The sequence below is a fragment of the Microbulbifer sp. SH-1 genome (assembly GCF_011326135.1).
GTDB lineage: Bacteria > Pseudomonadota > Gammaproteobacteria > Pseudomonadales > Cellvibrionaceae > Microbulbifer > Microbulbifer harenosus.
Genome location: NZ_CP046948.1, coordinates 2,512,145 through 2,537,702, shown reverse-complemented (window position 1 = coordinate 2,537,702; position 25,558 = coordinate 2,512,145). Strand labels below are relative to the sequence as shown.

Annotated in this window: 11 protein-coding genes; 6 read left to right on the top strand and 5 right to left on the bottom strand. The window is 58.8% G+C overall.

The features are described 5' to 3' along the window. Positions 1-6: 6 nt before the first annotated feature. Both GNX18_RS10615 and GNX18_RS10610 read right to left on the bottom strand, forming a co-directional pair. The gene (locus tag GNX18_RS10615) at positions 7-990 is read right to left on the bottom strand and encodes an aldo/keto reductase (protein ID WP_166217851.1); all 984 of its coding nucleotides are present in this window, start codon (positions 988-990) and stop codon (positions 7-9) included. Further along, a complete protein-coding gene (locus GNX18_RS10610) occupies positions 987-3,029 on the bottom strand; it encodes a sialate O-acetylesterase (RefSeq protein ID WP_166217848.1) in 2,043 nt (680 codons plus the stop codon). Before GNX18_RS10610 ends, GNX18_RS10615 begins: the two co-directional genes overlap by 4 nt. 182 nt (positions 3,030-3,211) lie before the next feature. On the opposite strand from GNX18_RS10610, the gene GNX18_RS10605 reads away from it, so the two are divergent. Continuing rightward, a complete protein-coding gene (locus GNX18_RS10605; RefSeq protein ID WP_166217845.1) occupies positions 3,212-5,902 on the top strand; it encodes a glycoside hydrolase family 3 C-terminal domain-containing protein in 2,691 nt (896 codons plus the stop codon). A 99-nt stretch (positions 5,903-6,001) separates the two neighbouring features. Here GNX18_RS10605 and GNX18_RS10600 read toward each other — a convergent pair whose 3' ends face one another. Then, entirely contained in the window at positions 6,002-8,815 is a 2,814-nt protein-coding gene (locus tag GNX18_RS10600) for a glycosyl hydrolase 115 family protein (RefSeq protein WP_240913970.1), read from the bottom strand. A gap of 305 nt (positions 8,816-9,120) precedes the next feature. Further along, positions 9,121-11,766: an endo-1,4-beta-xylanase gene (locus GNX18_RS10595; RefSeq protein WP_166217840.1), complete on the bottom strand. Its 2,646-nt coding sequence runs from the start codon at positions 11,764-11,766 to the stop codon at positions 9,121-9,123. Between the two features lie 533 nt (positions 11,767-12,299). Between GNX18_RS10595 and GNX18_RS10590 the strand changes: the two genes are divergently transcribed. The 3 genes from GNX18_RS10590 to GNX18_RS10580 all read left to right on the top strand — a co-directional run bounded on the left by GNX18_RS10590 (position 12,300) and on the right by GNX18_RS10580 (position 18,453). Continuing rightward, positions 12,300-15,518, top strand: a complete 3,219-nt coding sequence (locus GNX18_RS10590; protein ID WP_240913969.1) for a TonB-dependent receptor — start codon at positions 12,300-12,302, stop codon at positions 15,516-15,518. 132 nt (positions 15,519-15,650) lie between these two features. Next, positions 15,651-17,150 (top strand): tryptophan halogenase family protein, encoded by a 1,500-nt coding sequence (locus tag GNX18_RS10585; protein ID WP_166217837.1) that lies wholly within the window; start codon positions 15,651-15,653, stop codon positions 17,148-17,150. Positions 17,151-17,280: 130 nt separating this feature from the next. Further along, positions 17,281-18,453: a lytic polysaccharide monooxygenase gene (locus tag GNX18_RS10580; RefSeq protein WP_166217835.1), complete on the top strand. Its 1,173-nt coding sequence runs from the start codon at positions 17,281-17,283 to the stop codon at positions 18,451-18,453. Between the two features lie 74 nt (positions 18,454-18,527). Here GNX18_RS10580 and manD read toward each other — a convergent pair whose 3' ends face one another. Next, entirely contained in the window at positions 18,528-19,739 is a 1,212-nt protein-coding gene (gene manD, locus GNX18_RS10575; RefSeq protein ID WP_166217832.1) for a D-mannonate dehydratase ManD, read from the bottom strand. 187 nt (positions 19,740-19,926) lie between these two features. On the opposite strand from manD, the gene GNX18_RS10570 reads away from it, so the two are divergent. Both GNX18_RS10570 and GNX18_RS10565 read left to right on the top strand, forming a co-directional pair. Then, a complete protein-coding gene (locus GNX18_RS10570) occupies positions 19,927-22,098 on the top strand; it encodes an alpha-glucuronidase family glycosyl hydrolase (RefSeq protein WP_166217829.1) in 2,172 nt (723 codons plus the stop codon). 348 nt (positions 22,099-22,446) lie between these two features. Next, positions 22,447-25,518: a TonB-dependent receptor gene (locus GNX18_RS10565; RefSeq protein WP_166217826.1), complete on the top strand. Its 3,072-nt coding sequence runs from the start codon at positions 22,447-22,449 to the stop codon at positions 25,516-25,518. The last annotated feature ends 40 nt before the right edge of the window (positions 25,519-25,558 follow it).

Below are 25,558 nucleotides of genomic sequence, written 5' to 3'. Positions count from 1 at the left end.
GTCGGTTCAGATCGCGCCGCGAATATACGGGCGCACCTGCTTTTGGTAGTACTCCGCCAGCGTTCGATGTGTAGATTCGGAAAGGGGGGCAAGGTCGGAAGCCGACGCGTTGTTGGCGATTTGTTGGGGACTCGATGCGCCGGCAATGACGGTGGAAACCGCCGGGTGATCCAGAATCCAGCGCAGTGCCTGTGCTGCCTGACCGCAATGCGCGCTATCTGGCAATAGTGCCTTGAGTCCTTCTGCCAGCTCTACCCCTTTTTCAAATGGAATACCGCCAAAGGTTTCGCCTACGGAAAAGGCGGCACCATCGCGGTTGTAGTTGCGGTGGTCGCCCTCGGCAAAGCGGCTGTCGCGGGTAAATTTGCCGGAAAGCAGGCCGGAGGCGAGCGGCAGGCGCACGATAACGCCTACGTTTTTTTCCTTTGCCGCGTCCAACAGCGCCTCTGCGGCGTCCTGGCGGAAGAGGTTGAAGATGATCTGCAGGGTGGCGAGCCCCGGGTTTTCCAGGCAGGTAAAGGCTTCCTCGATGGTTTCCACGCTGGCGCCGTAATGGCGGACCAGGCCCTCGTTCTGCAGTTCTTCCATCCAGGTGAAGATGTCCCCCTGTTCCAACACGGCAGGCGGCACACAGTGCAGCTGGGCCAGGTCGATGGTGTGTACACCAAGGCGCCGGGCAGAGGCCTGCAGGCTCGCGCGCACTGTCGCGAGACTGTAACCATCCGGGTACAGCGTTGGGTTGCGCCCCACCTTGGTTGCCACCAGCAGATTGTCGGGTTTGTGTGGGAAGTTGCCGATGCGCTGTTCACTCTGGCCGCCGCCATACACGTCGGCGGTATCCCAGAAGTTGATGTCATGTGCGGCAGCTGCGTCGAGAATCGCGTTCGCGGTATCGTCCGCTATGGGCCCAAAATCTCCTCCCAGCTGCCAACAGCCAAGGCCGATTTCACTGACCCGGTAACCGGTCTTTCCCAGTTGGCGATAGTTCACTGCGTTACTCCTGCTGCTGTGGTGGGAGACTTCTGCTGAGAGGCTTTTCCGGTGTCTGTTCGATCCACCTGAAAGGGCGCCGCGGGCAGACCCGCGCGATTGTAAAGATTGGCCTCTGCCGGATTATCGGCCCAGGCATAGCGTACGGAATGCGGTTGGCTCACCTGATCGCTCCAGACCTCGACGCTGTCACCGGAAATTCGGGTGTTGGCCCAGACATAGCGGCCGTCGCTGCCGGCAATGGCAAATTCAAACAGCGGAGAATCTGCTTCGCGATGACGGCAATCCGTATTGCAGGGTTTCGCTATCAGCTCGCCCTGGGCGCTTGAAAAACGCAGCACCGCTTTATCTCCGGTGAACGTCGCCGATGTCAGTTGCGGGCCGTAAGCCGTGATGTTGTCGTGGCGGTAGACCAGCTTTCTCGCCGCCAGTGCCAATCGTTGGCCCACCGTTTTTTTATCCAGAGGATGTATGTCATTCCACTCACCGGCATCGATGGTAACCGCCATGGCGGTATTGGGCAGTTCGAGTGCACTTGTCTGAGCTTCGCGAAATTCCGCCCATCCGCTGTTGCCGGGTTTGTCCTGCGGCTCCAGGAAATTCGGCAGTTGTACAAACAGGAAGGGCAGTTCCTTGTTGCCGGTATTTTGTTTCCAACCTTCGCGCCAATCGCGGATCAGTGCCGGTAACAACCGTCTGTACTCGTCCGCACGCCCAACATTGGATTCGCCCTGGTACCAGAGCGCACCGCGGACAGAATATTTCTGCAGCGGGTGGAGCATGGCATTGTACAGGCCGGCGGGTTTCCAGCGCACAAAGGTCTGACTTCCCACGGGCTCCATGGTTGTACCCAGCTTGTAGTGCCATTTACCGCGCAGATCAATGCGCTCGCCGGCCACCGTGAGTGCGTAGGGTTTGTCTTCGACGAAGCCGCCGCGGCCACCACCATTGGTCACGCGGATGGCAATGGTGTTTTCACCGGCTTTTAATAGTCCCTCAGGCACGCTGTAGCGCCGGCGAGGGTAGAGATAGGTGGTATTGCCCACTTTCTCTCCGTTGATCCAGGTTTCGTCTGCATCAACGATGCGGCCTAGCTCCAGCAGACCGGATTTTCCGGCGAGTGTTTCCGGTAGGGTGATGGTTTTGCGGAACCAGACAACGCCGTTGGTTTTTCCCAGAGCCGTGTCGGCCCAGTAGCCGGGTACGGCCATGGTGGACCAATCGTCGACTTCCAGATCTTCCACGTGCCAGCGCTTGTAACCCCTGTCGTTGTGATCGGCTTCCCGGTGCCAGGCTTCGCTATGTTTGCGGTCCGAGCGTTCAATTTGTTCAATCAGTCCATCGTCCTTGAAACGCTGAAGCTCATTGAGGTGTTCGGGAAATTTTTTCAGGGTTTCCTCGCTGACCCAGGCCTCCGCCGGCGAGCCTCCCAGGCTGCTGTTGATGATGCCGATCGGCACCCTTTCAGAGTGCTCGATGTCGGCGGCGAAGAAGTAGGCGACCGCCGAAAAGTCCTGAATATTTTCCTGGGTAGCCGGCAGCCACTGTCCTGCCTCCAGATCCGTGCGTGGGGTATGGAAGTCGTAGGTCTGGGGCACCCGGAACTGGCGAATACGCGGGTTGTTGACCGCGGCGATTTCATCGGCGAAGCGGTGGACGATCCGGTTGATGGGATACTCCATGTTCGACTGTCCTGAAGCCAGCCACACATCGCCGATGAAAATATCCTTGAGCTCGATACGGTTTTCCCCGGCGATGGTCATTGTGTAGGGGCCGCCGGCCGGAAGCGATTTGAGCGTTACCGACCAGTTGCCGCTGTCGCCGGCCTCCGCTGTGTACCGCTGGCCCTGAAACTCAACTCGGACCTCTTCTCCCGCATCCGCCCGGCCCCAGATATTTACGGCGGCATCCCGCTGCAGCACCATGCCATCGCTGACGAGCCGCGGCAGACTGACCTCCGCGGCAGCCGGCATTGTAAGTTGCAGAGTGGTGATGAGTCCTAGGGTCAGACACACACGAGGGGACAGGCGGACTTGCATTGTTGCTTCCTCATCGCAGTGGTGCAGGTGGTTGTTATTCTTGCGCTTTACGCCAGCGGTCGCGCGCCGTCATGCGCGGATTCTGCACCCGTTAAGGGTAACGCTACCAACAAATGTAAACGTTTACAATATACAGGTACACTGGTTACACTTTTTGCCGCGATAGACTGAGGAAGATAACAATGAATAAAGCTCTCACCTTGCCGCTGTGCATCCTGCTGCTCACTGCCTGCAGCAAGGGGCCGGAAGGCACCACCGATCATGCTGATGCCGGCGCCGCGCCGCAGGCGGCTACCGACAGCATGCCGTATCTAGACACTGCGCTTCCCCTGCCGCAGCGGGTTGACGACCTGGTGGCGCGGATGACGCTGTCGGAAAAAATCAGCCAGCTCTACAATGACGCCCCGGCCATTGAACGTCTGGGCGTAGCAAAATACGACTGGTGGAATGAAGCGCTGCACGGCGTGGCCCGCGCCGGCAAGGCCACGGTCTTTCCCCAGGCCATCGGTCTGGCGGCAACGTTCGACGATCAGCTGTTGGGGGAAGTAGCTACGGCGATTTCCGATGAGGCGCGGGCCAAGCACCACTACTTTGCCGACAACGGTATGGCGTTCCGCTATACCGGACTGACATTCTGGTCGCCTAACATCAATATCTTCCGCGACCCGCGCTGGGGCCGGGGGCAGGAGACCTATGGTGAAGATCCATACCTCACCGGGCAAATGGCGCTGTCTTTTATCAACGGACTTCAGGGCGACGACCCCCGCTATCTCAAAACTGCGGCGATGGCGAAACATTTCGCCGTGCACAGCGGCCCGGAAAAATCCCGTCACTCCGATGACTATACGGCGAGTAAGAAAGACCTGGCCGAGACCTATTTCCCTGCGTTCAAGACCGCTGTGGTGGACGCGGATGTGGAGGCGGTCATGTGTGCCTACAACCGCGTCAATGGTGAGCCGGCCTGTGGCAGCGATATGCTGCTGAAAGAAACCCTGCGGGACCAGTGGGGCTTTGACGGGCATGTGGTATCGGACTGCGGCGCAATCGCCGATTTCTACGACCCCGATGCCCACAACCTGGTCAGGGCCCCGGCGGAGGCCGCGGCCTGGGCATTGAAAGCCGGCACTGATGTGAACTGCGGCACCGGCCGCCTCAGCACCTTCGCCAGCCTGGGGTTCGCATTGCAGCGCGACATGATCGACGAAAGCGACATCGACACGGCGGTCAAACGCCTGTTTACCACGCGCTTCAAACTCGGCATGTTCGACCCCGCCGAATCCGTGCCTTACACGCAGATTCCCATGTCGGTCGTGGGGTCTGAAGAGCACCTGGCGCTGACGGAAAAAGTCGCGGAAAAATCCATGGTGCTGCTGAAAAACGATGGCGTACTTCCCCTGGCGGAAGGCACCAAAGTTGCCGTTATCGGCCCAAACGCGACCAATTTCTCGGTACTGGTGGGGAACTACCATGGTTCTCCGATCAATGCGGTGACCCCACTTCAGGGGATTCGCTCGCGTGCCGGAGCAGGCAATGTGGTCCACGCGCCGGGCTCCGCACTGATTGCCGATCAATACGGACACTATGAAATCGTCAGTGCCGAAAACCTGTTTCACCGCAATAGCGCTGGCGAACTGCAGGCGGGCCTGAAAGCGGAGTATTATCCCGTCGATCTCGCGCGGGGCCAGAAAGCGCGTGATTTCCGCTATATACCGGCAACGACATTGGCGGAAGCCCCGGCGTTCACCCGCGTCGATCCGGTGGTGGATTTTTACTGGACCCGCTCGCCCATTGACGACTCGGTGAATGGAGACTTTGGCGTTGTATGGAAAGGCGTACTGGTTCCGCAAACCTCGGGAAGCTACCTGTTCAAAACCGGTGGTGAGCTGTTGCTTGATGGTCAACCTGTTGGCGGTGCCGTGTCACTTATCGCCGGGCGGGAATATTCCCTGACCCTGTCAGACGTGTATCTACGCACGGTATCGGGCGACCCGTTGGAACCGGAAGTCCAGTTGACCTGGGTCAATACATCCCGAGATTACGCGGCCGAGGCGGTAGAAATAGCGCGCGGGGCGGAAGTCATCATTTTCACCGGCGGTATCTCTGCGGAGCTTGAGGGCGAGGAAATGTCGGTGCAGCTGGAAGGGTTTGATCACGGGGATCGCACGCATATAAAACTGCCTTCCGTCCAGCACGACCTGCTGCGAAAACTGAAAGCGCTGGGCAAACCTATCGTAATGGTCAACTTCAGTGGCAGCGCGATGGCACTCAACTGGGAAGACAAAAATCTCAACGCGATCGTGCAGGCGTTCTATCCAGGTGAAGCCACCGGCACCGCGCTGGCGCGCCTGTTATGGGGCGATGCGAATCCGTCTGGTCGTTTGCCGGTAACCTTCTACCGCAGTGTCGAGGATCTGCCGGACTTCAAGGGCTATTCGTTTGCCAATCGCACCTATCGTTATTTTACCGGCGATGTGCTCTATCCATTTGGCCACGGTCTGAGTTACACACAGTTCGCTTACAGCAATTTGAGCGTTCCCGAGACCATTGCGCCGGGAGAGGAGCTTGCGATTGATGTGACTCTGACCAACAGCGGTGAGCGTGCCGGTGGAGAAATCAGTCAGGTTTACCTGAGTCTGCCGGACGCGCCGGTTGAGGTCCCGATTCGTGAGCTCAAGGCATTCAGGCATACGCAACTGGCATCGGGTGAATCGGCGAAGCTGCAGTTCGTCATCAAAAGTGACGATATCGCCTACGTGGACAATACGGGGATTTTCCAGCCTTATCGGGGCCGGGTACATCTCACGGTCGGATCGGGGCAGGGAGCCTACCTGACAGCGCCACAATTTGCAGAAGCAACCGTGGTTATTCGCTAGCCATCGTTGTTGATATCAAAACAAAAAGCCCACCGTTGCACCGGTGGGCTTTTTTGTTTGCGGGGCCGCCGTGAAAATTTATAGGGGGAGTGATTCCGGTTACGGTGTCCCAACTAGGCGGCTCTCGGGCGGCCCGAGATAAGAGGGTTCCAGGCCACCGGTATCCACCAGGATCTTCTGCAGTGTAACGCCAGGGTCCATGGCATAGATACGCAGCCTGTGCTGCCCGGGTTTCGTGACCCGGTGTATGGACTCGGATTTACGCACGCCGTCTTTCACCGCCGTTTCCCACGCGTTTGGTGACAGATCGGCCAGGATATCCACCACCTGCGGCTCTGCGTCATCCAGCGCAATGGCATAGCGCATGCCGCGCCCAGGCCGAAAGTTCAGGCTGGGCGCAAACAGTCCCTGTATACGGATCTCTCCGGCAGTGAACAGCGTCAGATCGTACTCCACGAAGGGCGCCTGTTGCGGATTTTCAAACACCCGGTCGCTCGCGGGAAATACTGAGATGGACGAATGGGTGCGACCGTGCAGGGGAATTTCCTCCCAGGCTGCGCCGTCCGCATCCCGTTTGCGGCTGAAATTGGCCGCCTCAATCGCGACGTAGCCGCCCGCTTCCACGAAGCCCTTACTATTCTGCGCGGTATCCGCATCCGGTTTGAAGCTATTCACCCGCACGCGCGCGCTGCCCCAGCCAGTACCCCTGATGTCGATGCTTTCCTGGTGCCTCCCCACGGGGGCGTTTTCCCAGTCGATGGATACGGACAGCGGCAGTGTATGCTGCATTACGGTACCCTCGGTTTTACTGAGGTGAATCCAGGGCGCGCTTGTGGTTGCGGAAAAATCGAACGGTTTTGTCCCGCGGTTGAACAGCTCGATGGTGTGGCTCGCTTCGCCGTAGGGGCTGAACTCTGGAAGAACCAGATTGCCGCTGGCCGGCCAGAATTGTCCGCTGCCTTCCACCGCGACACCCATGTCCGCTTCCCCGTGGGGCTGGTAACGGGCCAGTGCGGGCATCGTATTGGCCGGAGGGTTGTTCCAATGCGTATAGCCGATATGCGGCTGAGACATCATATGGTTCCACTTGCCGCCGTTGATATGGTGGAACTGCTTGCTCAGGCTGGCATCCAGCGCAAACAGGTCTTCGACTTTGTTCGCGAACGCATTGGTATCGGCCCGCCCCTGGCTGGCGTAGAGGTGATTGCGGGCGGTGGCTGTATAGAGCTGAGAAACCACCGCACTGGCTTTGACTGGATAGAGCACCAGTTGAAAAAACGCATCCCGGTGCCGCGGGGGTATTTTCCGGTAGATGTCCTCCGCTCGCGCGACCATCTCCGCCAGTTCCGAATCAAGCCGACTGGCTTCCTGATAATGGTGTTGGCTGTAAGTGCCTGGCTCCAGCAGCTCCGGTTTGCGCCGGCCATTGTGGCGGCTGTATCCCTGGATCAATGCGGCAATTTCTTCTGCGTGTTCGGCGCCAAACTCGCGCGCGGCCCATAGTTCGCCGAATTCCGCTAATCGCTCCTTCGGCCAGGTCTCCGGATTCCATGCCATGCGCAAAAAGAATTCTGTGGGAAACTCCTGCGGCTTCAGGTCGCCCACATTCACCAGCCATATCCGGTCGGCGCCATAGGCATAAGCCAGATTCATCTGCTCCCACACTTTGGCAATAGGGGTGACATTGATCCAGCGGTAGGAGCGCGGCCCGCCAACGTAGTCGAAGTGGTAATAGACCCCGGCACCGCCACTGCGCTGCCGTTCTTCCGGCGTCGGCAGTCTGCGGATATTGCCCCAGTTGTCGTCCGCCCACAGCAGCGTCACATCCTCCGGCACCCGCATACCGCTTTCGTAGTAGCCTTGCACCTCTTTGTACAGCGCCCAAAGCTGTGGCACCTCGGTGAGTGGCCGATCGTCAAACACCTCTCCGAGAATTTCCCGCTGGTCTTTCACAATTGTTTTCAGCAGGCCGATATTCTGCTCCTCGCTCATGGGCGTATCCGCCTGTCCGCGCATGCCGAGGGTATAGATGCTGTCGTAAGGCTTGTTGCGCTCCGCCCCTTCCTTCCAGAAATCGTAGAGCCCATCTGCATTCACGGCATAGTCCCACGCGCCTTTACCGCGGCCTGAACCGAAATTCTCCCTATACCGGTTCCATTCCTTGTCCGCCCGCATCATCGGCTCGTGGTGGGATGTTCCCATCACAATCCCGTACTCGTGCGCGCGCACCATATTCAGTGGATCGTCGTCGTTGAAGGCATTGTTCCACATCGCCGGCCACAGATAGTTCGCCTTCAGGCGCATCATCAGCTCAAACACTTTTTCATAGAATTGGTGGTTGTAATCCCCGTACTTCTCCTTGACCCAGTTCGTCAGTGCCGGCGCCTCATCATTGAGAAATATTCCCCGGTATTTGACCCGCGGCCAATCCAGCACACGTGTATCTGCATCAATGTAAATCCGCTCAGCTTTGCGTACCGGCACATCTGCCCACCAGTACCAGGGTGAAACACCAATCTGTTCGCTGATCTCATAAATCCCGTAAGCCACCGCGCGTCGGTCGCTCCCCGCGATCACCAGCGCCTTATCCACACCGGTCAGCGGCTCGTCCACCACCTGGATCAGGTAGCTTTCCCACTTATCCGCTATCTCGCTCACATCAATCCGCTGCTCGCTGATCAGGCGATCAATCAGTGCACTCTTGCCAATTTCACCGGCGATCACGGTATGGGTGCTGACGTCGTTCACTTTATTGAGTAGTACTGGCCTGGAACCGCTGACCCGCTCGATATCCGCCTGTAAATTCCGCATCGCCAGCTGGATCGCCGCATCTGCGTTCTTATCCACAAGCAGGTGCGCGGATACCTTGCGATCCACAAGTCGGAAATCTTCCGGAGTAGGGGATTTGGACACAAAGGATGGATTACCTAGCGCGAGGGCATGGGCAGCAAAAAGCACAGAGGTAAGGACAGTTGCTGCCCAATTCAATAAAACGTTCTTGAGCATGTTTATTCTATTTTCAGGCGTAGCCACCACTGGCTACGAAGTTAAAAACCACAAAGCGAAGGCGGGCCGCCGGTTGCGGGTATTCAGGAGCGTCGCAAACAGGATGTTTGCGCCGCAGCGCCCATGGATGGGTTGAAGAGGGGCGCCCAGCCCGGTCCTGAATACCCGTACCCGGCGGCCTGCCGCCACCGGACTAAACTACAAAGCCCAAATCACTGCGGAGTAACCGAAAACTCATCAATATAGAAAGTTTCCACTTCCAGAGGTGTACCTTCAAAATACAACCGCAGTTCATTCACGGTACAGCCCGCCGGCACCTCAAAACTGCCGGTAAGGTCGTGCCACTCACCCGCCGCCAGACTGATCGGGTTCCGGTCATTGTCCGTTCCGGCAACAGCCGCATAGTCGTCACCCTCTCCTTCGCAGGCCAACTTTCGAGTCAACTGAACCGGCGCCGCATTGGGCCCCGAATGCCGCACAGACAGCGCAACGTCATACGCAGCACCCGCTTCCACCGCCGCCGTCAGGTCGTAGGACGGATTTGAATTCTCAGCGCGGGTGGAAACCTTCAGACTCTGGCTGCCGGCCTGTGCCTGCTCAGTACTGAGCGCAAGCGTGGTGCCACTGGCGTACCAGGCACTCCAGGCAGCCGCCGGAACCACACCCTCAAAGCCACCGTCCTTGATCAGGTTGTCGGTCTCCTCTTCCTCACCAGTGCTCGGCGGGATCACCTGCACACTGTCCAGGTAAACATCGGTACCCCCGGGCGTATTTTCAAAATACATCAGCGCCTCGTTCACCTGGCAATCTGCGGGTATTTCCAGCGTGCCCGCGAGTTCGGTCCAGGTCTGTGCGGGTACCGCGTCATTGTCGGAGAGCCAGAGATACTGATCTCCCTGCCCCTCGCACGCGAGCTTGGTCACCAACCGGATCGGTACCGGAGCGGCACCTGTGTGCAGTGCCCAGGCAATCACCGGGTAGCTGGTGCCGGGTTCCACCAGCGCGGTCAGGTCGTAGGTCGCGTAGGCGCCGCTGCTGAAACCTGCGGCCAGCAGGCTGCGGTTGCCAGTCTTGGCGTATTCCGCCGAGGTGCTCAGTGCGCCGCCCCCCCAGCCCGCGCCCCAGCCTTCCGCGCTCTGTTCGAAGTCGCCGTTGCTGACCAGGTTCGCCACCGGTTTGGCTCCCGCGACACCAAAACGCAGCCAGTCGATGTTGGCAACGCCGGAGACCTCGTTGAAGCGCACATACACATCGTGACTGCCGGACACCGGTGCCCAGTCCACCGTGCTGGTCTGGAAATCGCTCCAGCCGTTGGTGGGAGGCAGCTGTACCTGCAGTGCGTTGGCGTTTTCCAAGCTGTCGAGGCGGATCGAAATACTGCCGGTGTTGCCCGCGCCCTTGGCGTAACTCACGCTGAAACTGTCCCAGGCGTCCTTGAACGCCACGTCCTGAAACATAATCCAGTCGCCTATGTCGGTGTGCGCCACCACGCTGCCGGCGGCCTGCACGCCGTGGCCTTGGTCGTAGAGTTCCGCCTCCAGCGTGATCAGGTCGTCACTGCCACTCCAGCCGCCGGGAATATATTCCGGCACCAGGTGATCGCACTCTGTCTCTCCGGCGAGGTAACAGTTCACCCACTGCAGGCCCGCGCGCTCGCTGCCATCGCTCGCCAGCAGCCAGGCTTCGCTGCGCCACATATGACCCTGGCGGTAGCCCCAGTGAGTGATACCCGCCACTGCCGGGTGTTCCCAGAACACCGTGAACAGCTCGCGCAGTTTATTGGCGTGGCGGGCGTCGTCGGCAAAATTGATGTCCAGTTCGGAGACGTAAATCGGCAGGCCGGTGGCGGCGAGACGATCGAGGTTGCCTTTTATATCCGCTGCCAGGGACTGCTCGAGAAAGTGCGCCTGCACGCCAATACCGTCGATCAGCTCGCGCGCCTGCAGCAACTGGATCAGGGCGAGATAATCTTCGGTGGCGGCGTCGAGGCTCAGAATGTTGTAGTCGTTCAGGATCAACTTGGATTCGGGGAAGGCTTCGCGGGCCAGTTCGAATGCCGTGATCAGCCAGTCCCAGCCGGTGTCGCCATCGCCACCCAGAGCCTCTTTATAGGCGGGTATTTCGTGCAGCGGTTCATTGACCACATCGATCATTTCAAGCTTTGGATAGCGGGTTTTTACCGCAGCTAACCACTCGTTGATTTCCTCAAGCTGCTCTTCCGCGCTCAGGTCGGCGAGCCATGCCGGCTGCTGCTGACCCCAGAACAGGGTGTGGTACTTGAAGCTGAGATCGTTGTTCCCGGCAAAGGTGTGGGCGGTATCGAGATCGGTCCAGTCCATGACGTCGCGGGTGGACTCCACTGTGCCCCACTTGCCCGCATTGCCGGGAGTGATTTGATCGAAGTAGGTGGTGAGCTGGGTGTAGTCGTCCGGGTGCTCGGTGGCGACGCCGAAGAATTTATCCAGCGCCGGCAGCACGGTGACGGTGACGGCATCCGCCGGGCTGCTGGCGCCGCCGTCATCGCTGACACGCAGCTCGAAGGTGAGGGTGACGGACGCCTCTGTGGCCGGCGCGGTAAAACTGGCGCTGCCACTGTCGTCTGTTGCCAGGGTAACGGCGGGTCCTGAAGATTGGCTCCAGTTGTAGCTGGTGATGCTGCCATCCACGTCGCTACCGACACCCACCAGAGTGACGCTGCTGCCGGCGGCTACCACCTGGTCGGCACCGGCCTCTGCAACGGGCGCAACATTATTGTCGGTGCCGAGCGTTGCGTCCGGACCTTTGATTTTTCTGTCGGTACAGCCCGCGGAAGCTATGGCCAGCGAAAGCACTGCGATTGGAAACAGAGAGGTTTTCATGGTCGTTACCCTTGCCGTTGGTCCGGTTTTCCGGACTTTTTTGTTGTAAATACGGTATGCGGGGCAGTGTTGGCCTGCCCGCGGGCTGTTGACGCGGAACGGTCACTCGGATGTGGGTGCTGTCGCTCGGGTCATCGCTATTTCAGATTTATTTTTCTATTGGCTCAAACCGTGGGTGCACTTCCGCTGGAGAGGTGGCGCGGGTTGGTTTGTGCGGGTCTGGTATTCCGGACACATATTTACGGTAACGCTACCATTCGATGTAAACGTTTACAATACATGGCGTTAAAATCTCTTTTTTGTCGGGCGGATCCAGTATTTTCGACGGGTAAAAGTGCTTGACAGCGGACGGCCGGCTGAATAATCCTTTAAATTGTTAGCGGTAACAAAACGTTAGAAAAATAAAACCGGGCGTTTATCCCCTGGTCATAAAACTCACAATAACAAGCCGCAGCAGCCGTCCCGATATCTCTGCCGATCTTTCGCGGAGAGTGAACGGGTGCGCAGGCGCTACGCGAGATGGGAGCACTTCCGTGTTCGATAACAATAAATTCAAGAAAAGCCCGTTTAAGAAAAACCACCTGTCTGAAGTGATTATGGCGCTGGCGGCTACCGCGCTCAGTGCTCAACAGGTACTCGCACAGGATACGCAAAAAACCGGGGATGCCGACAACGCGTCTCCCAGCGCCATTGAGGAAGTGGTGGTAAGCGGCGTGCGCTACAACCTGCAGAATGCGCAGGATATCAAGCGCGAGGCCGACACCTTCGTCGATTCCATCTCCTCCGATGATATGGGCTCGCTGCCGGACCGCAGTGTGCTGGAAGCCATGCAGCGCATGCCGGGTGTTTCCATCGAGCGGTTTGCCGGTGCCGATGATCCGGATCACTTCGGCGTGGAGGGTTCCGGTGCGGTTATCCGCGGCATGACCGCTACCCGTTCCGAATTCAACGGTCGCGATTCGTTTACCGCCAACTCCGGCCGCGGGCTCTCGTTCCAGGATGTGCCGCCAGAGCTGATGGGCGGAGTGGATGTTTACAAGAACCAGTCCGCGGATATGATCGAGGGCGGTATCGGCGGCACAGTAAGCCTGCGCACCCGCAAACCCTTCGACCTCGCGGAACAGACCATTTCCATCTCGGCGGATTATTCCCAGGGTGACCTGGATGAAGACGGTACCCCGAGCGTGTCGGCACTCTTCAGCGACCGCTGGACCACCAGCGCTGGCGAGTTCGGAGTGCTGTTCAACGTCGCCCACTCGGAACTGATGGGCACCTCCCACGGCATCCAGTCCGATACCTTTATCAAGTACGACGCGGAGGGCATCGCCGGGGCGGAAGGTTTCGACACTGTATGGGTCCCCAACGCCTCGAACTTCTTCAAAAAGAACGACGAACGCACCCGCAAAGGTTACGCGGCGGCGTTCCAGTGGGCGGACACCGACGAAACAATTCTGGCCACAGCGCAGTTCATGCGCTCGGACTCGCGCCTGTCCTGGACCGAAAATGCGGTGAAATACAATGGGGATGCCTACGATGCCGCGCGCACGGTCGGTCCGCTGGCGGGTACCGAATTCTCCTTCGACGACAACGGTGTATTCGAACAGGGCGCCATGGTTACCGAGGCCGGCTGGCGCGGCGGCTATGCGCCCGACGACGGACAGTACGGCTCCAAGTTTCAGACCGACACCCGGGTCAAAGACACCCACACGGTGGTGGACGATTTCGCCTTCAATCTGCGGTTTACGCCGAACGACAATTGGGAGTACGGCGTCGACTTCCAGTATATCCAGGCGGAAACCGCCGACGATGACCTGCAGATTGCTCTCGGCCAGTGGATGGCGCAGGCGTACGACGCCAGCGGCGAGACACCTACCCTGGTCGTGGAAGACCCCAACGTCCCTTACGACGGCAGCAGCGATCCGAACTGGTTCAGGGATCCGCAGAATTACTGGTGGCGTTCCGCGATGGATCACTACGAGCGCTCCGAGGGGGAATCCTTCGCCACCCGCTTTGACGGCACCTATCACTTTAGCGAAGAGCCGCTGGGCCTGCTGCGCGCGGCCAGGTTCGGTGCGCGCCTGGCGGAGCGCGACCAGACGGTGCGCCTGACCTCCTACAACTGGGGGACCATCGGTGCGGAATGGAATACCCCCTATTACCTCACTGACCCGGAAGTGGCGGGCCAGCCCTACGAATACGTGAGCTTTAGCGACTTCCACCGCGGCGGCGTTCTCTCGGTACCCGGCGGCGGCTTCCTGTTCCCGGATGCGGATTATGTGAAAGGGGTGGCGAAGGGGCATCGCGATCTGTTTATCTCTCCCTCCGGTGATCCGTGGGAACCCTACCCAACTCGCGATGACATCGTCGCCGAGGGCATTTTCCAGGCGCCCGAGGTTTTCGACACCACCGAAACCAACCGCGCCGCCTATTTGCGTCTGGATTTTGGCTCCGATGCAACCGCACTGCGCTTCTCCGGTAATGTCGGCCTGCGTTATGTAGAGATCGAGCGCGAAGCTCTGGGCTCGGTGCAGTACCCGGATTTCGTCGGCCTGCCATACCCCGACGGCGCCCCGGTGGTACTGAACGACTACGACGCTATCAACAAGTGGGCCGTCCAGGCGGTATTGGATGGACGCTTCGCCACTGAAAAAGAGGCGATGGCCTATGCCCGCGATGCCAACAACTGGCTGACCCCGGAAGAGAAAGCCTTCGGCAACGACGCTTTCACTTTGGAGGAGGGCTGGAGCAAATACTCCACCGTGCTGCCGAGCTTCAACCTGAAACTGGAACTGCGCGACGACCTGCTGGCGCGTTTCGCCGTTTCCAAGGCCATTGCCTTGCCGGACATGTCGGATGTGAAAAATCAGGCCGTGATCGGCGCGCGTCAGCTGGGTGTGGTGCGCGAGGACGGTCCGGTGGAGCCGCCGTCAGAGGGCGAGGAGGCGGAAGACAACGGCACCAACATCGTGTCCGTCGCGCCGGTGGACTGGGTCGGCTCCGGTGGCAACCCCTACCTGTGGCCGATGGAGTCCATTCAGTACGACGCGTCCGTCGAATGGTATTTTGCCCAGGTGGGTTCCTTCACCACCTCCGTGTTTTACAAAGACCTGAGCGACACCTTTATCACCGGCGCCTTCCCGCGGGAATTCGCCAACCCGATCACTGGCCAGGTGCAGACCGTGGACTTTGAATCCACCGTAAACGGCGGCGACGGTTTTATGCAGGGGGTGGAGCTCGCCTATCAGCAGTTCTACGATTTCCTGCCGGCACCGTTTGACGGGCTCGGCCTGCAGCTGAACTACACCTGGATCGACTCCGGTCTCACCAACAGCGGTGTTGGCGGTGGCGCCGAGCCCGCCACCGGTGAGGAAGAAGAGGCCGACCGCTACCCGCTGCCGGATATCACCCTGCTGCCGCTGCGCGGTGTGTCGGAGCACACCTACAATATCGTGGGTATGTATGAAAAAGGGCCCTGGTCGGCGCGCCTCGCTTACAACTGGCGCTCCAAGTACCTGCTCACTACCCGCGATACCATCAGTAAATACCCGATCTTCAATGACGATGCCGGGTATATGGATGGCTCCGTGTTCTACAACTTCGACAACGGCGTAACCGTCGGGCTGCAGGTTTCCAATCTGCTCGATACCCAGACCGAAACCATCATGCAGCTGGACGACGCGGGCACTGAGGCCGGTCGCTCCTGGTTTATCCAGGACCGCCGCTTCGCCCTGATCGCCCGCGCAAACTTCTAACGCTTTCGCACGACGTCTTGTTGTGCCTTCTCGTCGGCGCACTGTGCAAGCAGTGCGCTCTTTTTTTTATTTGAAACCGCGAAGTGCGAGCGGTAAGTTTGGCGCAGAAGTTCTGTCAGAGGCGGGTAAACTGTGAACAATAACAATATCCGTAAAGTCGTGATCGTCGGTGGCGGCACCGCCGGCTGGATGGCCGCGGCGGCGCTGTCCAAAGTAATGAAAAACCGGTTCTGCGACATCGAACTGGTGGAGTCGGAAAGTATCGGCACCGTCGGTGTAGGCGAAGCCACCATTCCACAGATCCAGGTGTTCAACCGCATGCTGGGGCTCAATGAAGACGAGTTCCTGCGCAAAACCTGCGGCACCTTCAAGCTCGGTATCCAGTTCGTGGACTGGGGCAGGAAAGGGGATTCCTATATCCACGCCTTCGGTGAAGTTGGCCGGGATATGGAAGGCATCCCGTTTTACCACTACTGGTTGAAAGAGCATCTCCGGGGCGGAAGCCGAGACATCGGCGAATATACCCTCACCGCGCTGGCGGCTCTGCAGGGGCGCTTTATGCGCTCGGTCGACGCCGGTAATTCCCCGCTCTCCAACATCGCCTACGCGTTCCATTTCGATGCCGGCCTGTATGCGCAGTTCCTGCGCGAGTACGCCGAGCAGCGCGGCGTCGTCCGCAGCGAAGGCGTGGTGACAAAAGCGCAACTGCACCCTGACAGCGGATTTATCGAATCCATACATCTCGACGATGGACGCACAATCGAAGGCGACCTGTTTATCGACTGCTCCGGCTTTCGCGGTTTGCTGATCGGTGAGGCGCTGGGTGTTGGCTACGAGGACTGGCGCCACTGGTTGCCCTGCGACAGCGCCTGGGCAGTACCCTGTGAGGGCGACGGCAACCCTATACCCTATACCCGTTCAACTGCCCACGCTGCTGGTTGGCAGTGGCGTATTCCGTTGCAACATCGAGTTGGTAACGGGCACGTATTCAGCAGCCGCTTTATGGACGACGCGGACGCGCGAACGATACTTCTGCGCAATCTCGACGGTGCACCGCTGTCCGATCCAAAACTGCTGCGTTTCACTACCGGCAAGCGGGACAAATTCTGGCACAGGAACTGCGTGGCTCTCGGCCTCGCCAGTGGATTTATGGAACCGCTGGAATCCACCAGTATCCACCTGGTGCAGTCGGCGATTGCGCGCCTGCTGAGTCTGTTCCCCAATCGAAATTTCGATCGGGTCGACATCGACGAATACAACCGCCAAACGCATTTCGAGATGGACCGCATCCGCGATTTTCTGATCCTCCACTACTGTGCCACGGAGCGGGACGACAGCGAGTTTTGGAACTACTGCCGTAACATGGAAATTCCCGATACCCTCGCGCAGAAAATCGAGCAGTTCCGTGCAAACGGACGTATCGTCCGTGCCAATAGTGAACTGTTCAATGAGCTGAGCTGGATGGAAGTGATGTTGGGGCAGGGGGTAATACCGCGCGGTTACCACCCTCTTGTCGACGCCATGCCGGAAGAAATGTTCGTCGCTCGAATGCGGGAAATCAAGTCGGTCATCGAGCGCTCGGTGGAGGCGATGCCATCACACAAAGCGTTTATTGCTAGTCACTGCGCCTAAATCCCCCCATTAGTTTGAATTTATCCACACTGTGACAACTTGTCGCAGGCGACGGGGGCCCGGTTTGGGTTCCCCCTCGTCTCGTTCTCAGCAGTAAACCGATAATAGGTAGAAAATGAGGACAACGATGATGAGAAATACTTCGTGGAAAAACGGGTTGTGGAAAAAAGGGCTCGGCCTGATCGGCCTGTCACTGGTGGCGGGGAGTGCGCTGGGGCACGGTCTTATAGTTGAGCCGCCGGCGCGCAATGCCCACTGCGGCATGAACGAAAAGCCTGATCAGGCCACTACCCCCGCCTGTGTGGAAGCCGCGCAGATAGACTTCAGTGGCGGCTACCAGTTTATGAGCGTGCTCACCCACGCCCAGGGACGCGCGCAGGCAGAGAGCACCAACGTGTGCGGTTTTGACAGTGAAACCTGGAACGGTGGCCCCACGCCCTGGGACCACCAGCTCGATTGGCCCACCAGTCCGATGAGCGGTGGTACCCAGACATTTACCTGGAATATCAGCTGGGGCCCGCATTGGGATGACACCGAGGAATTCCGCTACTGGATCACTAAGCCGGATTTCGTGTATCAGGTGGGAGGAACCCTGACCTGGGACGACTTTGAAGACGAAGCTTTCTGTGTGCTGAATTACGATGACAGCAATCCCACCGCCAATCCGAATGTGGTGGCAGAAAAGGCCAGCAGTCTGTTCCACACCACCTGTGAGGTGCCGGAGCGCGAAGGGCGGCACATCATTTACGGTGAATGGGGTCGCAACTATTTTACCTGGGAGCGCTTCCACGGTTGCGTGGATGTCGCATTTGATGGCGGCGGCTCCAGTGGAGGCTCGTCGTCCAGTAGCAGCTCCTCCTCGAGCAGCAGTTCATCCTCCAGCAGCTCATCTTCCTCGGGTGGCTCGTCTTCCAGCAGCAGCTCGTCCAGCTCTTCTGGAGGCAGCAGCTCCTCCAGCAGTGGCGGTTCCAGCTCCAGCTCAGGCGGCAGCACCGGCAGCGGCGTGAACTGCGAATACGTGGTATCCAATGAGTGGAACGACGGCTTCACCGCGGAAGTGCGCCTGACCAATACCGGCAGCGAGCCGGTGAGTGGCTGGGAAGTGCAGTGGGGCTACTCCGACGGCACCGCGCTGACCAATACCTGGAATGCTGTGGTTAACGGCATGGGGCCGTTTACCGCCACCAGCATGGGCTGGAACGACACCATCGGCGCCGGCCAGACCGTGAGTTTCGGTATGCAGGGCACCAAGGGCGGTACCAGCGCCGAAGTGCCGGAAGTTACCGGGAATGTGTGTGAATAAACTTTCCGGTTAAGCGGCGGTACAACGAAAAAGCCAGCGGATTTCCGCTGGCTTTTTTTCACCTGCCGGGCGATTTACCAGTCGTGCATGCCGCCATCTTCCAGGCGGTTCACCGGTAGGAACGCGCGTTGGTAGGGAAACTCCTTGGCCATGTCTTCGTCGATATCCACCCCGAGCCCGGGCTTATCGCCGGGATACAGGTAGCCATCGTCGAAGCTGTAGGCGTGGGGGAACACTGCATTGGTTTCATCGGTGTGGTGCATGTATTCCTGAATACCAAAGTTCGGAATCGACAGGCCAAAATGCAGCGCCGCCGCCATGGTGACTGGCGACAGATCGGTAGCGCCGTGGCAGCCGGTGCGAACGTTATACAGCGCGGCCAGGTTGGCGATGCGTCGCAGGTGGGTGATACCGCCGGCGTGTACTACGGTTGCGCGGATATAGTCGATCAGCTGCTCTTCAATGAGTTGTTTGCAGTCCCAGATACTGTTGAACACTTCACCTACTGCAAGCGGTGTGGTGCTGTGTTGGCGGATCAGGCGGAAATTCGCCTGGTTCTCCGCCGGTACCGCATCCTCCAGCCAGAACAGGCGGTAGGGCTCCAGATCTTTGGCCAGGCGCGCCGCCTCGATGGGGGTCATGCGGTGGTGGGCGTCGTGCAGCAGGTGGATATCCCAGCCCAGTTCTTCCCGTGCCGCGGCAAAAAGTTGCGGCACTATGCGCAGGTATTTTTCCGTGGACCAGATATTTTCCGTAGGCAGATCGGCGTCCGCCGGTTCGTAGCGCTCCTTGTCTTTGGTTACGCCGTAGGTTGAGTTCAGCCCCGGCACTCCACACTGCAGGCGCACTGCGCGATAGCCGAGTGCGATGTATTTCTTTGCCTCGGCAATGGTCTCATCGATGCTTTCGCCATTGGCGTGGGCGTACACCAGGTTGCCCTTGCGGCAGGCGCCGCCGAGCAATTGATACAGTGGCAGGCCGGCTACCTTGGCCTTGATATCCCACAGTGCCATATCCACGGCGGCAATCGCCGACATGGTCACTGGCCCGCGGCGCCAGTAGGCGCCCTTGTACAGGTACTGCCAGATATCCTCGATCTGGTGTGCGTCGCGCCCGATCAGGCACGGAACAATATGGTCCTGCAGATAGCTTGCCACCGCCAGTTCGCGACCGTTGAGGGTGGCATCGCCGAGGCCGCAGATGCCGTCTTCGGTTTCGATTTTCAAGGTGATGAAATTGCGTCCGGGACAAGTGGTGATAACCCGGGCGGATTTAATCTTCAGCATGCGATGTTCCCTCAACTCCGATAAGCATGTTTTAGTGGCAGGTTGTGTCAACGTGTCAAACACCGAGAAATTTTGTGTTATGGTCTTGTTTTGATAGCGCTACCATTTTAGCCTTGGGTACCGGCGTAAAGAAAGTCCCGCGGCTGCGGAACCAGTCGCGGAAATAATAAAAAACCTTGAGTTCACCATGTATAGCGATGTTTTTTCACTGACCAGAATCCTACTGCTATTCACTTTACTGCTCGGTGCGGCAACGGCGGCCCGGGCGGAAGACGGTTACGATCTCTGGCTGCGCTACCCGCCACTGGAGAAGGATATCCGGGACCAGTACCGACCGCAGCTGCAGCGACTGGTAATTCCCAAGAGTGAACAGTCACCAACCCTGAAGGCTATTGAGCGCGAGCTGGTGCGTGGTGTCGGCGGGTTGCTGGAGCGTAGGCCTGTGATTGAGGAGCGCATCAGTGACGATGGTTTTGTACTGGTGGCCACACCGCAGTCCTCGCGCGATGTGCGCGCGCAGAATTTCCCACTGAAGTCGTTGGGGGAAGAAGGTTACCTGATCCGCGCCACCACTATCCGCGGCCACAAGGGCACAGTGGTCACCGCAAATTCCGAGCGCGGTTTGCTCTACGGCAGCTTTCATCTGTTGCGGCTACTGCAGACCCGCAGCGCCCTTGAGGGTGTGAACATTGAAACTCGCCCGCAAATCGGTCTGCGTGTGCTGAACCACTGGGACAACCTCGACCGCAGTGTGGAGCGCGGCTACGCCGGGCAGTCGATTTGGGACTGGTGGAACCTGCCGGATATCCTCGACCGGCGCTACATCGACTATGCACGCGCCAACGCCGCCATCGGTGTCAACGGCACGGTGCTGAACAATGTGAATGCCAGCGCCGACAGTCTTACCCCTCGGTATCTGGCCAAGGCCGCCGCGCTGGCGGACGTGTTCCGCCCTTACGGCATTCGCGTGTATCTGTCGGCCCGCTTCAGCGCACCGGTGGAAATTGGCGGGCTCGATACCGCGGACCCGAAAAGCCCCGCGGTGCAGCGTTGGTGGAATGAGAAGGCGGAGGAAATTTACCGGTATATCCCGGATTTTGGCGGTTTCCTGGTAAAGGCCAATTCCGAGGGGCAACCTGGCCCGCAGGATTACGGGCGCAATCACGCTGAGGGCGCAAACCTGCTGGCGCGTGCGCTGAAACCCCACGGCGGCGTGGTGATGTGGCGTGCATTTGTGTATCAACAGGACAACCCGGAGGATCGCGCCAAGCAGGCCTACAGTGACTTTGTGCCTTTGGATGGTCAGTTCGATGACAACGTCATCGTGCAGGTGAAAAACGGTCCGATCGACTTCCAGCCGCGGGAACCCTTCCATCCCATGTTCGGCGCCATGCCGAAGACACCGCTGATGATGGAATTCCAGATCACCAAGGAGTACCTGGGGTTTGCCTCTCATCTCGCCTATCTCGGCCCCATGTACGAGGAGGTGCTGCGTGCGGACACCTTCGCCGCCGGGCCCGGGTCCACGGTGGCAAAAGTGATCGACGGCAGCCTGCACGGCCACAGGCTTACGGGAATTGCCGGGGTCGCCAATATCGGCAGCGATCGCGACTGGAGCGGCTCCACCTTCAATCAGGCCAACTGGTATGTGTTTGGGCGCATGGCGTGGGACCCGAGACTGGGCGCGGAAGAGGTTGCCCGGGACTGGCTGAAAATCACGTTCTCCGACAATCCGGTGCTGCTTGAAACCGGCCTCGACATGATGCTGGCCTCGCGCCAGGCTGTGGTGGATTACATGACCCCGCTCGGTCTTGCACACCTAATGGCCACCGGCCACCACTATGGCCCGGGGCCGTGGGTGTCTGACCTGGCGCGCCCGGAGTGGAACCCGGCTTACTACCACCGCGCCGACAAATACGGCATTGGTTTTGACCGCACCCGAGAGGGCAGTAACGCGGTGGCTCAGTACGCATCCGCCGTGGCCGCGCGTTTTGCCAGTCGCAATGATGTGGGCGACGATTTGCTGCTGTGGTTTCACCATCTGCCCTGGGATCATCCTATGCCGTCCGGACGCGATTTGTGGCAGGAACTTGTGCACCGATACGACCGCGGAGTCGCCGCAGCACAAGCGCTGCAGAACCAGTGGCAGTCGCTGGAACCGCTGATAGATCCGGAGCGTTTCGATAAAACCGCGCGCCTGTTGGCGGTACAGGCCCGCGAGGCAAAGTGGTGGCGGGATGCGTCCATTGCGTACTTCCAGTCGGTGTCTAAACGTGAGTTGCCGCGTGGTAGTGCAAAGCCCGAGCACAGTCTGGCGTATTACCAACAATTGCAATTTCCGTGGGCGCCGGGGCATTGAGCTCAGGCGTCGGGTTCGGCTCCCCGGATCTCGCGGTTTCAGGCCGTTTCGCGCGGTTGTACAACTGCGCGGGCTGTGGCGCCTGTACGCTACCGCGCCATTGCTGTCGAATCAGATTGCCCGCGGTTTTTTGTCCGCGGGGGGGACTATCCCCATCAATCAATCGTCTTCCAGTTAGATAGGGCAGAAAACGCTTGACTCATCAGGTCGGCGGAGGTATCTCTATTATGGTAGCGGTACCATAAAAATCAGATTTCAAACAATAACCAATAAAAGTCGCCAAGTCCTTCCCGGAGTGGTCCAGCTGGGCAGCGTCGGCCGCGACAAAATGCGAAGAGGGAAATGCAAATGTTCAAACGCAAAAAACTGTCGGGCGCCGTGGTTGCGGCCATCGCCTCCATGAGCTGTGCCTCCGTGGCGCTGGCTCAGGACGCCACCCTGGAAGAGGTGACTGTTACCGGTATCCGCGCTTCCATGGAACGCGCCATGGATATCAAACGCGATTCTTCGGGTGTGGTGGATGCCATCTCCGCCGAAGATATCGGCAAGTTCCCCGATACCAACCTGGCAGAGTCCCTGCAGCGGATTACCGGTGTTTCCATCGACCGGGTTAATGGTGAGGGCTCTCAGGTCACCATTCGCGGCTTTGGTGCCGACATGAATATGGTCACGCTAAACGGGCGTACCATGCCCGGCGGCTCGGCCTTCGGTGGCGGCAGCGGTGCCGGCACCACCCGCGGCGGCCAGAGCCGCGCGTTTGATTTTGCCAATCTCGCTTCCGAGAGCGTCAGGGGCGTCGAGGTCTATAAGACCGGCAAGGCCGACATTGCCTCCGGTGGGATGGGCGGTACCATCAATATCAACACTGCCCGCCCCTTAGAGGATCCGGGTTTCAAACTGAGCCTCGGCGCCAAGGCGGTGAGCGATACCACTAACCTGAACGGCGACGACTATACCCCAGAAGTTTCGGGTATCTTTAGCTGGACAGACGATAGCGAGCGGTGGGGCGTTTCCCTCTCCGGCAGTGTCCAGGAGCGTGATTCCGGTTCGGCTGGCGCTACAGTCAACGACTGGAATATTGGTCGCTGGGGGCAGGACAACCTGTATAGCTTCACCGACGACGCGCAAATAACAAACGCCCCCGAACAGGGGCAGTTATATGTTCGTCCCAATGATATCCGATACACTTGGTCTGATCGCGAGCGCGAGCGTACCAACGCCCAAGCGACTTTCCAGTTCCGCCCGACAGATAACATCACCGGTACTCTGGATTACACCTACGCAGAGAACCGGCTGACCGAGTTCCGCAGCGAACAGACCCTGTGGATGGCCAACGGCAGCAGCGTCGCCGAAGTAGAGTTTGACGACAATATTGTGGCCACACCGTTGTTTGTTCGTGAGACCAACCTGACTGACAAGGATATGGGTTTCGAGCAGCAGTGGCGCGAACAGGAAGACACACTGAATTCTATCGGTTTCAACCTGGACTGGGAGGTGAATGACGCCTTCTCATTGGCATTAGATGTACACGATTCCAGTATGGAGAGCCTTCCCGTAGGACCAGGTAACAGCGGCTCTATCGATATAAGTCTCGGTGCGCCAGTTGTTGCGGGGCAGAGCTGGAATTTCGGGGGTGACGTGCCGGGTGCTAATTTCGACTTAGACGATTCCGGTAAAGCCAACGGCGGCAATACCCCGGGTCAGCTTGATGCTGGAGATTTCGGCAGTCAGGTGGCACGGGTCTGGTACGCATCCCAGAAGTCCGACATCTCCCAGTTCAAGCTGGACGGCAGCTACGAGTTTGACAACGGCCGTTTCGATTTCGGGATTGAGGATCGGAGTACGGAGTTCCTGTCGCGACAGTCGAACCGTCAGTGGACGCTCGGTGACTGGGGTATCAATGATGCCGGTGCCGCGGGACTCGCCGATTTGCTGGCGCCTTTCAGTCTCTCCAGCCAGTTTGACGACCTGGGTTTTGCCGGCGATGCCACCAATCTCGGCTTCCGCACTTCTGACCCGATGGGGCTGTGCAACTGGGCGGTGGAAAACTATCCGCGTGACGGCGACGCAGCCTGTTCGTACACTGATAACTGGAATTCCAACAATAAGGTTGAGGAAGACGTGCAAGGCGTCTATTTCCAGGTGGCTGTAGACAGTACGCTGGGCGACTTCCCAGTGAGCTATCTGACTGGTATCCGCTACGAGAGCACGACTTCCACCTCAACCTCAGAGGTTCTTAAACCGGCTCATTTGCTGTGGCAAGACAATAACGATTTCTCGAGAACAGATACCGACGAAAAAGTATCGCTCACCGTCGAAAATGACTATGACCACCTGTTGCCCAGCTTCGATTTCTCGATCGATCTGCGCGAGGACTTGAAGGGGCGCTTCTCTTACAGCAAGACGATCGCCCGTGCAGGTTTGGGCAGTCTTGCCGCTGTTCCGAGCGGTTGGGCAACCAACGGTTCAACCCTGAATGGTGCAAACCCTGCTGCAGACGAGACCAACCCGCTGCTGATACCTTTCGAATCCGATAACCTGGACCTGTCCATGGAGTGGTATTACGGCGACTCCAGCTACGTTTCCCTGGGGTTTTATGAGAAGCGGGTAGATAACTTCATCGGCAACGAAAAAGAGGATCGCACCTTCTTTGATATGCGCGATGTCACCGCCGGCCCGCGCGCTGAAGAAGCTATTTCGGCGCTGGAGGCTGACGGCGTTCCCATCGACGATACAACACTGTTTTCAGCGATGGTGGTTAAGCAGTACCAGGGGCAGCCGGGTGTGACCTTCCCCTCGGAGTGTGGAGACCTGACATCAAGCCTGGCTGGCTTGGCGAATCCGGACTGCGGAGCGAAGATCGGCAGCCTCGAAGATGCTGATGGAAATGCACTGGATTTGAGTCCAAATAGCGACGACCCGCTGATGGTATTTGAAACCACCTTCCCCACCAACCAGAAGAGCGCCAGCATTCACGGCTTCGAGTTTGCCGTGCAGCATTTCTTCGGTGACAGTGGGTTCGGTGTTCAGGCCAACTACACCACGGTGCGTGGCGATGTCGGCTACGACGTCAATGCAGATCCCAGTGAAATCCAGTTTGCGCTTCCCGGCCTGAGTGATACTGCCAACGTCGTGGGCATCTACGACAACTTCGGTATCCAGGCACGCCTGGCCTACAACTGGCGCGATGATTACCTGATGTCGATTACCCAGGGCGCTACCGACGCGCGCTTTGTGGAGGCCCACTCGCAGTGGGACCTGAATGTCAGCTACGAGGTCAATGATAACCTTGACGTATTTTTCGAGGGGATCAACCTGACCGAGGAAGATGTTCGCCACTACTCTCGCAATACCAGGCAGCTTTGGTTTGCCGAGGAACTGGGAGCGCGCTATCAGATTGGTGCCCGCTACGCGTTCTAAGTTTTTCGGGTGAAGCCGCTGCTCCGGAACACTCGGAGCA

What these genes read in the sequence shown, in the direction of transcription:
- GNX18_RS10610 (WP_166217848.1), bottom strand. Translation starts at nt 3,029, where the DNA reads ATGCAAGTCCGCCTGTCCCCTCGTGTGTGTCTGACCCTAGGACTCATC.
- GNX18_RS10605 (WP_166217845.1), top strand. Translation starts at nt 3,212, where the DNA reads ATGAATAAAGCTCTCACCTTGCCGCTGTGCATCCTGCTGCTCACTGCC.
- GNX18_RS10595 (WP_166217840.1), bottom strand. Translation starts at nt 11,766, where the DNA reads ATGAAAACCTCTCTGTTTCCAATCGCAGTGCTTTCGCTGGCCATAGCT.
- GNX18_RS10580 (WP_166217835.1), top strand. Translation starts at nt 17,281, where the DNA reads ATGAGAAATACTTCGTGGAAAAACGGGTTGTGGAAAAAAGGGCTCGGC.
- manD (WP_166217832.1), bottom strand. Translation starts at nt 19,739, where the DNA reads ATGCTGAAGATTAAATCCGCCCGGGTTATCACCACTTGTCCCGGACGC.
- GNX18_RS10570 (WP_166217829.1), top strand. Translation starts at nt 19,927, where the DNA reads ATGTATAGCGATGTTTTTTCACTGACCAGAATCCTACTGCTATTCACT.
- GNX18_RS10565 (WP_166217826.1), top strand. Translation starts at nt 22,447, where the DNA reads ATGTTCAAACGCAAAAAACTGTCGGGCGCCGTGGTTGCGGCCATCGCC.